The sequence below is a fragment of the Blautia sp. AM47-4 genome (assembly GCF_003479865.1).
GTDB lineage: Bacteria > Bacillota > Clostridia > Lachnospirales > Lachnospiraceae > Fusicatenibacter > Fusicatenibacter saccharivorans.
Window position 1 is genome coordinate 1 of record NZ_QUHY01000051.1, and the last position, 8974, is coordinate 8974.

The window sequence follows — 8974 nt, forward strand, 5'->3', positions numbered from 1 at the left end:
TGCGCCCATCACCATCAATCATCCGATACTATTTCAACTCCACGCCCTCACGGAGGGCGACCCCCCCCTCTTCCATTTCAACGAGCAATCGGGCATTTCAACTCACGCCCTCACGGAGGGCGACGATGCCCCCGCACTGTTCAAGTAGGAAGGTTTAAATTTCAACTCACGCCCTCACGGAGGGGCGACAACACGAACCATCCTTCCAGCAACACCACGCTTACATTTCAACTCACGCCCTCACGGAGGGCGACCGCTTTTGACGATTGTTTTCGTATGCTCCGGCATTTCAACTCACGCCCTCACGGAGGGCGACTTTATACTTAAATATCAAGACAACATTCGTTTTTTATTTCAACTCACGCCCTCACGGAGGGCGACGGCAAATTTAGACAAATTTTTCTTCTAAATCGCGGCTATGCTTATTCAATATCTCTATATTTTCTTCCTCATTTCATCTCCCTCCTCCCCCAAATTCTATCTTTTCAGCAAAAATCCTTTAAATTTCAAGTGCGAATCTTCCTGCTTTTTTCTGTGCACTTGGCATTCGCACTACAGAATCAGTGTGTCCATCACGTCAAATACCGCTTTTGCACCAACATGTTCTACTTTGTTTTTGTACTTTTCACCCAAATAGTAAAACCGCAAACTATCGGTCTCTTTATCTATGATTTTTTCTAGTATATCTTTTACCTGTCGGCACTTAGCCGCATCCATCTGGCACTCGAAGACAGAATTTTGGACTCGCTGGCCGTAATTGGTACATTCTTTTGCTACCTTGCGCAATCGCGTTCTGCCTGCTACGGTTTGTGTATTTACATCATATGTGATCAGCACCAGCATTAAAAATCACCTACTTCCACAAAAATGGCGGATATTCATCCAGATCCCCTCGCAGGAAACGTGCCAGCAGCATGCTCTGTGCATATGGAACCATTCCCCACTCGATCTTTTCGCCTAAAAATGGATGCGTAATCATCTCCTGTTTTTTTCCCTGCCATGCACTAAGAAAGGCTTTTCGTCCCTCCTCCGTCATAATAACGGCACCGTTTTCCTTAGTTAAAAAATATTCTGGCTTCATAATCCTCTTGTTGATAAGTGTCAGAACAAACCGATCTACCATAACGCTACGAAATTCTTCCATCAGATCCAGCGCCAATGACATTCGTCCCGGACGATCTGTGTGGAAAAATCCAACATATGAATCCAGGCCCACTGCTTCCAGCGCCCCGCCGCACATTCCTGCCAGTAAAGAATATCCAAACGAAAGCATCGCATTCACATTATCTAACGGTGGTCTCTTATTTCTTCCATGAAAATAAAAATCCTCTTTCTGCTGCAGAATAAGTTCATCAAAAGCGGAAAAATATACCGATGCAGCTTCTCCTTCCAGTCCTAAAAGTGTTCCAGCATCTTCACATTCTCTGATTTTATTCATACTCTGCCCCAGAAAAGCTGATTTTTTCTTAAGCAATTCTGCATCCAGCCGCATACTGTAATCTCTGGCGGCTCTCTCGAGCACCCACCTGGCATTATAGACCTTGCCAAGAATAAAATTCTTTGCTATTTTGACGCTTTCTTCTTTTTTCTCACTGATGCGGTATTGTGTTTTTCGCAGTGTCACATTTCCCTTTTCTTCTCCGCTGACTCTCGCCAGAAAACGACCATTTCCGGACATAAAGGATAATTCAATGTTTCTTTGCGCGCACGCCCCCATTAATGCCGGACTCGCTCCTGTATAGCCAAAGGTCACGATCGCCTGTAAATTATGTAAAGGGATTCTTCCTATTTCCTTTTTATCCTCCATTACTACGACATTTTCCCCATCAAGTGAAAGATAACGATTTCCATAAGTAATATACAAGGTATTCAGCAATCTTTTCATAGATTTTCCTCTTCCTGCATTCTCTTGGTAATGTATTCCGCAACCAATTTATTCTTATTTAAAACCGGCAGACAAATATCTTTCAAGGAACATGCATTACATTTCCTGCTTATTTTTACTTTCGGTGTATACTGTTGTTCATAATACTTATGCATTTCTGCAAATATCTGCTTCACTTTTTCCCGGATTGCATTATCAAATTCTACCTTATGGCGTCTGCGGACTTCACCGTAATAAAGATATCCATACTCGATTTCACAACACAGCATTTCTTCCAGACAAAACGCCTGCGCTGCCAACTGCAGGATATCCTCTTCTCCTTCTTTTGGTTTTCCCCGCTTATATTCTATTGGCACTACACGATAAAATCCTTCTTTTCCATGCAGTGAAATCCCCTCTTTCACCCGATGAAATTCCACCACATCGCACTCGCCGCTCACTCCCATTTCGCAGGAGTGAACCGGCATCGCACGCACAATCAGCAGATCTCCTCTTTTTTCTTTGAGACCCGGATTATGTGCATTTTCATGAAGAATCTTTCCCTCTACCGTGCGGACATTCTCCTGCCACTGCATCTCGATATATGCAAGTGCCCATTGGCGCCGGCAGAATGCAAAATGTTGAATTCCTGACAACTGCAGATAATCATCCTCATCATACATTCCAATTCACCCCTCACGGAAAACGACCGTATCTTTAGACAAAATCAAAAATCTCCGGTTCTCTGCATCCTTCTACATTCCAGGTAATATCATAATCCTTAAAGCTTCTCGGATGATCTAAATCTTTATTCCAGTCAAATCCTCTCTGGATCTTTCCACTCGAAATAGCCGGTGTTTTTTCCTCGTGCTGCCACCAGTACATCCGGCATACCTCCATACTTCCTTCCGGACGTGCTGACGATGCATCATTTTCAAACAATGTCATGAGTGCTTCTTTCAGTATCTCAGCATCCTCCTGGGTAAAGCCCGTCTTTTCCGCGAGCTGCACATTGACACTTCCCATCACCTTGTATACAGCAAACCCAACTCTATGTTTCGTTCCCATCGTATCAGATGCCTTTCCTTCTTTTCCGGCCTCGCTGTTTACGCTCTTGGTGATTTGCATACTCATGATATCAATCGGAGACAGACTTACTGCCTGATGAATCGACACCGGACCGCGTACGCCAAAGGATACTGGAATTCCTTTAAATGCAAAAACCTGTCCAAATGCTCTCACATCGATCCACTCCCTGCATGCAATCTGTGCGCAGAGATCTCTGCTCGCATCTTTCTTATTTCCCATCTGTTTTTTAAGCTCCTCGCAACCATCTGCGCGCTCCTTCAGACTCTTGAATGAGTCGTCCGTTCTGTCATCTGACTGCACGAAAATTTTCTGTCCCAGATCCTGCAGGCGGTTTCGGATTTTTCGTTTAATGCAGACATCTGAAATTTCCCCATATCCATCCAGATTAATTCTCGGACGGTTTCCGTTCAGTGGATCTCCATTGGGATTTGCATTCGTTGCACTCACAAATAATGTAAAATCAATTTTTCCTTTTAATTCGCTCATTTCTTTATTCCTCCTCTGTTTTCTCTGTTTTGTAAGTTCTCAGCGCACAGGACTGACTGTGAAATCCAAGTAAATATAAGCCGCTCAAACGTTTATTCTCCTGATAATCGTTTACACTTTCAAATGCGTCCTCGATTTCGTCCAGCAGATTTTCATAAAATCTTCGTTCCGGCACTGGCAATTTGTTCAAATACGGCTGAATATTCTCTTCAATAACTTTCCAGGTTTCAAACGGTCTCTGCGAAAAATTATTCATGTATCGCTTTGCATTTGTAATTCTGCTTCTGTCCTTATCCATATCAAAAGTCCGATATTCAATTCGATCTGCTACAGCAAGCAATCTTCCATACAGGTAATCTCTTTCTGTACAATTTTTGTCTACCGCCATTTTCCATTCCTCCTTATAAAGTTCTTTTCTTCTTTTTTTAACCATGGAGCACGCAAGCTGCAAAATCTGCTCCCAGTTTCTCCGTTCTTTATATGCCAATGGATTAGATGCCTTATTTATCGCCCTTTCCACATAATCAGCTGGTATTCTCTGCCCATCCCAGATACATGGCAAGATACGCTTTGCAACCTCAGCATAAAGTTTTTTGCTGTTTCCATCTACAATGGTAATACTTCCATTATTTTCTATTCCGAATAAAAGATCCGCTATCTCCTTTACTCCAACCATGCCATAATAAACAATTCTTTTTCCGTCTCTCCATTTTTCATGACGCCACCAGCAGTCCTTGTGCCATTTTCTGATATTCTCTAAATATCGCGTTTCTTCAATTTTTTTTGCTTCCACGACTGCCAGGCGCCCCGGTGTTGCTGCATCGACTCCTAATAACACCATATATTTCATGGTCGTGGGACATTTTTCCTCGTTCTGCAGCGTGCGATACCCACTCATCGCCTTCTGAAACAGCTCCGCTCCGATCGCATTGGTGTCAAACTCCGGATCTTCCAGTCCGGTATCCCATTCATCAAATTCAGATATAATATGCTCCGTATCCGAGTCCCATTGAACTTCTAATTCTCCTGCTGAATCCTCCGCTGTTTCCCATGTAACAAACACCATGGTATCATATGTGCCTCCCTGTCTGCGGATAATCCATTTCAATGCGTTGTGAACCTTCTGGGATGTTTCATTTCCAATTGCAAATGCCTCTTCTTTCGTTGTAAATCGACCACGATACGTAAAATTATCCTTATCATTTGAAGAAATCAGTTTCGCGCCGTCTCCTTCATTTCGGATTTTCTTTGGCTGTAGATAGGAAATACTTTCTCTTTTTCCACTTAAATAGCAAAGTCCCTTTTCCCCTTCCATAGACCGCTGATACTGCTGATATTTTTCCCATAAGGTCTTATCTTTCCAGCATTCATCAACTGTTTCTGTCAGTGGATTACTTAAAGAGCGCACAATAAATCGCACAAACGCTTTACTTTGATCAATTCCCTGAATCGTTTCCTTTTCTGCCAGCGTTCCATCTTCATTTTGCTTCAATACCTTCTGTTCAATCAAATCATGCATCAAACTTTTCTTCTGCAGATAATAATAAATTGCTCTTACTTTATCATGGCAAAATTTTGACTCATACCATTTTTTTAATTGTTCCATATAAATTTCAAAACAGCTTCCATCGTCCGCCACATAAAGCGGATAATCGCCCGCCAGATATCTTAAATTATCACACAGGGGATGGGCTTCTTTTCCAGATGTTCGGCTTCCTGATTTTTCTGTAACCGGAATAATGGTAAATTTATCATTTGCAGGAACCTGTTCGCCATGTAAAAAGTTACCTTCTTCATCAATGGTTACCGTAATCTGTGCCGTTGCCGTTGAGTGGAATGTTGGAAGCAGCGTATAGGGAAATTCACCACGATATTCTATTTTTCCTACCTTGTTCAGATTTTTTTCGTACAAATCCAGTGCTTCTCTTCCCCAGTTCACGTATCTTTCACCTCCCTTTTTTCATGTTCTTCTTTCTCGATATTTTCAAATATTTTCGGCTGCATTTTTCGTATATGACGTTTGATTGTACACTCTTCCGGACGGGGATAAACGATGTAGCCTCCCCTTGTCATGGTCGGATGCTCCCAGAATCTTACCGTCATTTTTCCCTGATCCTCCGACAAAACGGCTTCTTCCGCATAAGTAATTCCGTGATAAGAGAAACCGAAATCTATATCTTTTTCCATATCATCATAATATCCTGCTCCACTGCCAAATTCACACGGTTCCACAAATGCCTGACATTCTCTTGTTCCAAGAAAAATATCTCTCCGGCCTCCGCTCTTTACCATTCTTTCTGACATGCACTGATATTTTCGCTCATTTCTATCCTGTACCATGTTGACCTGATGCTCATTAAATTCAAAATGAGCACGTACCTGATAACGCACATCCTTTAAATACGTGTAGTATGCCAGTTCGTTTCCGCCATTGTATTTAATAGGACGAATACCTTTTGTTTCCGTCTGAATCCGGTTCATAACGCGAATTTCATCAATTACCCAAAAGATCGTGGGTTTCCAAAATATGCTTTCCGTAATACCTCGCAATGCCTCGTAAGTTGGAATTGAATAACTTGTTTTTTCGCCTCCAACACGCACCACCGGATCAGAAAACAATGCATAGTTCCCATACACCTCGTACTCTATGGTATTCGCATGTTTTTCCATTGTACCACCTCCAATATGTTTAATAGTTCTCAAAGTTCATCTGCGGTTCTTCCAACACACCAACTTCATTGCTGTAATACCCTTCGCTCAACGCGAGTATTTCTTCATCACTAATTTGATATATTGCATTATTAAGACATTCCTTCTGCACTTCTGAAATTCCAACCGTATATTTTTGCAGTTCCCGCAGCATCCTCTGCTTTTCCTCCCAAGGTAAATACTCACCATCTGCTCCGACAAATGCTGCAATCAGTTTTTTGGCCTCATCATTATAGGGAACCACAACTGGAATCTTATAATCATTAGAAATAACTTCAAATTCTTTTCCTGCCGTTGCAAATGCCTGTGCCATTCCCCCCTTATACTCTTGTTCAAACTTATGCCAATATTGTTTTCTTCCCGGACAATTTTTTCCCAGCATTTCTAGCAAGGTCGTTTTATAATTTTTCGCCGGAAATTTCGTGATATCAGCCTGCAGCACCTGATAGTAATACTGATAATAAATCGCTATCGCTTTCGACGAATCTAATCTTTTTTCAAAAATTTCAGGCTTACTTCGAAATTGTTCTAATAATTTTTGTACTGCTCTTTGTTCTTCTTGTATCTCTGGCAGCTTTTCCAGACTTTCGGCCTCGTTTGTCAATTGTACAATGTAAATCTTTCCAAACCAGGGATACTCCTTGTGGCGATTTCCTCTTCCAGCGGCCTGGATCACATGATCCAATCCCGCTTTTGATCGAATGACACAGCCAAAAGAAAAATTTACACCCGCTTCTACAACCGGTGTACTGATGCAGATCACTCTGCCTGTATATCCGGATTCTCTATTTTTTCGTAATGCCGCATGGACCGTTTCCAACGTGTCCTCTTTATTTTGCGGGCAAAGTTTATTGCTCAGGTGAAAAACTTGATCTTCGTCTGAACAGCTGCTTTTTATCTTTTCATATACTTGTTTTGCACATTCGGTTGTATTTACTATGACCAGCACATTTCGAAATGTCTCAGCTTGCTGCAACGTAAAATCACAGAGATCCTCAATTTCCATTCCGCCCGGATACGCTTCTGTTTCTGTCAAATCTACGATATCCGTTCTTCGAAAGGCTTCTTCATACTTTTCTATGATTTCCGTCATCTCCATGCATTCACTTAAATTATTCTCTTTCAAATCTTTAATGGATGGCTGGGTAGCTGAACATAATACAACATCCGATTCCGCAAAATTGGTAAGAAAATTTACTGCTAAGTTAAAAAGTTCCATACACTTCTTCGGAATGGCCTGTACCTCATCAAAAATGATCACACTGTTACATAAGGTATGCATTCTGCGGATATCTCTTTTCTGTCCCGAAAAAAGTACATTCAATACCTGTACAGCTGATGTCATAATAATTGGCACATCCCATGTTTCTGTCAGTTTTTTATAGTCTTTCTCCTGCTTTTTCTCCGAAAGAATCACATTGCAATGATGTTCCAGTACGATATCCGGATCGTCAACTGCTCTCCGGATCTCATCGGCATTCTGGCTTAAAATACTGTTAAATGGGGCAACATAAATAATATGCTGTTTTTGGGTCCGCTCGGCACGATACAGTGCAAAGCGCAAACTACTTAATGTCTTTCCAGCTCCCGTTGGTACTGTCAGACGATACAGTCTCGTTTCTTTTTCTGCCTCTTCATAGCACCTCTCAGAAATCTCCTGCCGGACTGCCTGAAGACTCTGGCCATTTTCTGCCTTGTTTCGAATTTCATGATTAAGATAGTTCTCAAAACATTGTATACTCTGTTGCCATATTTTCTGTATTTCTTTCTTTGAAATACGTTGTTTCAATTCTTCATTCTGAAAAAATTTTTCCGTATCTGTCCAATCACTGTCAAGCAGCATAGAAAGCAATACTCTGAAATACATTCCAATATAAAAATATCCATTTCCACAATGACGATTTTGTTTTGTGCTTTTTCGCACAAACATTCCTATTTTTTTATTAATCTGAACATATTGTGCATCTGCTGCTTCGCACACTTTTTGGATTTTCTCTTTATCAAAGATCTGAAAAAATCTTTCCTTCACAATGTCTTCCTGACACTCTTTTTCCGCTCTGCGTTCCTGTAAGGTACACCCGCTTTCAAAATCAATACAGTCGCTGATTCCATGATGTGAGTACACAACTGTACTTAACAGCTCTGCTGCTGTTTTCTGCCGCATCATTTTCCATAGCATCCGTCCACCTGCGGTTGAGTGATCCAAATCGTTTCGGTGTGCCTGATCCCCCTTTTTCAAGATATCTTGAAAATCTTTCTGCACATCATCAGAGAGTTTCCCCGCATCATGAAAAAGTGCGGCCGCCTCGACAAGTTTCTGAATCTCTCCCATAGGACAAATGCTTTTTGCATATGATGTTACATTATCTGTATGTTCCTGAAAGCTCTGGGTACGGCCTGTTTCAAAATCCACATGTGCAAGATAAATGTCACTTGTTTTATTTTCGTTTGTATTATTCATCACTTTCTCCTTTTGTCTATTTTGTTTATTTTTCGGAGTCAAGTTCTGATTTTTTATTCATTTTTACCACATTATAGCAGACTCCGACCTGTAGCGCAATATATTTTCAAACTTTTGTTCGATCATATATTTAGTTTATACCTCATCGTTTTCTACTTTGACATGTCAAATAATTCTATTCAAAATCCTTTTTACCACCTCTCCTCTTAAATCGCATTTCTGCCTTAGTATCAATTTGATTTTTATTTTCACATTGGGAATTTACAAAGATTTTTAGATTTTGTAATTCTTCCTTTGTGTGTTAGAGTATTTTTTACTCTAAAATTATAGAAGACTTTACAAATTAGAAAATAACGTATAGAATA

General features: G+C 41.0%; 7 protein-coding genes. All 7 read right to left on the bottom strand.

Annotated features, from left to right (window positions below; genetic code table 11):
• Positions 1-552 precede the first annotated feature (552 nt).
• The 7 genes from cas2 to cas3 are packed head-to-tail and all read right to left on the bottom strand — an operon-like array spanning position 553 to position 8609.
• A complete protein-coding gene (cas2, locus tag DW965_RS17765; protein ID WP_117761005.1) occupies positions 553-843 on the bottom strand; it encodes a CRISPR-associated endonuclease Cas2 in 291 nt (96 codons plus the stop codon).
• Positions 844-853: 10 nt separating this feature from the next.
• A complete protein-coding gene (cas1c, locus tag DW965_RS17770) occupies positions 854-1885 on the bottom strand; it encodes a type I-C CRISPR-associated endonuclease Cas1c (RefSeq protein ID WP_117761003.1) in 1032 nt (343 codons plus the stop codon).
• On the bottom strand, positions 1882-2547 hold the full coding sequence (cas4, locus tag DW965_RS17775) for a CRISPR-associated protein Cas4 (protein WP_055264944.1): 666 nt from the start codon (positions 2545-2547) through the stop codon (positions 1882-1884). The genes cas1c and cas4 overlap by 4 nt, the downstream gene beginning before the upstream one ends.
• A gap of 34 nt (positions 2548-2581) precedes the next feature.
• Complete coding sequence (gene cas7c, locus DW965_RS17780) at positions 2582-3439, bottom strand: type I-C CRISPR-associated protein Cas7/Csd2 (protein WP_117761001.1); 858 nt, start codon at positions 3437-3439, stop codon at positions 2582-2584.
• 4 nt (positions 3440-3443) lie between these two features.
• Complete coding sequence (gene cas8c, locus DW965_RS17785; protein ID WP_117760999.1) at positions 3444-5378, bottom strand: type I-C CRISPR-associated protein Cas8c/Csd1; 1935 nt, start codon at positions 5376-5378, stop codon at positions 3444-3446.
• Positions 5375-6109 (bottom strand): type I-C CRISPR-associated protein Cas5c, encoded by a 735-nt coding sequence (cas5c, locus tag DW965_RS17790; protein WP_117509538.1) that lies wholly within the window; start codon positions 6107-6109, stop codon positions 5375-5377. The genes cas8c and cas5c overlap by 4 nt, the downstream gene beginning before the upstream one ends.
• A 19-nt stretch (positions 6110-6128) precedes the next feature.
• A complete protein-coding gene (gene cas3, locus DW965_RS17795) occupies positions 6129-8609 on the bottom strand; it encodes a CRISPR-associated helicase Cas3' (RefSeq protein WP_117760997.1) in 2481 nt (826 codons plus the stop codon).
• Positions 8610-8974: the final 365 nt, after the last annotated feature.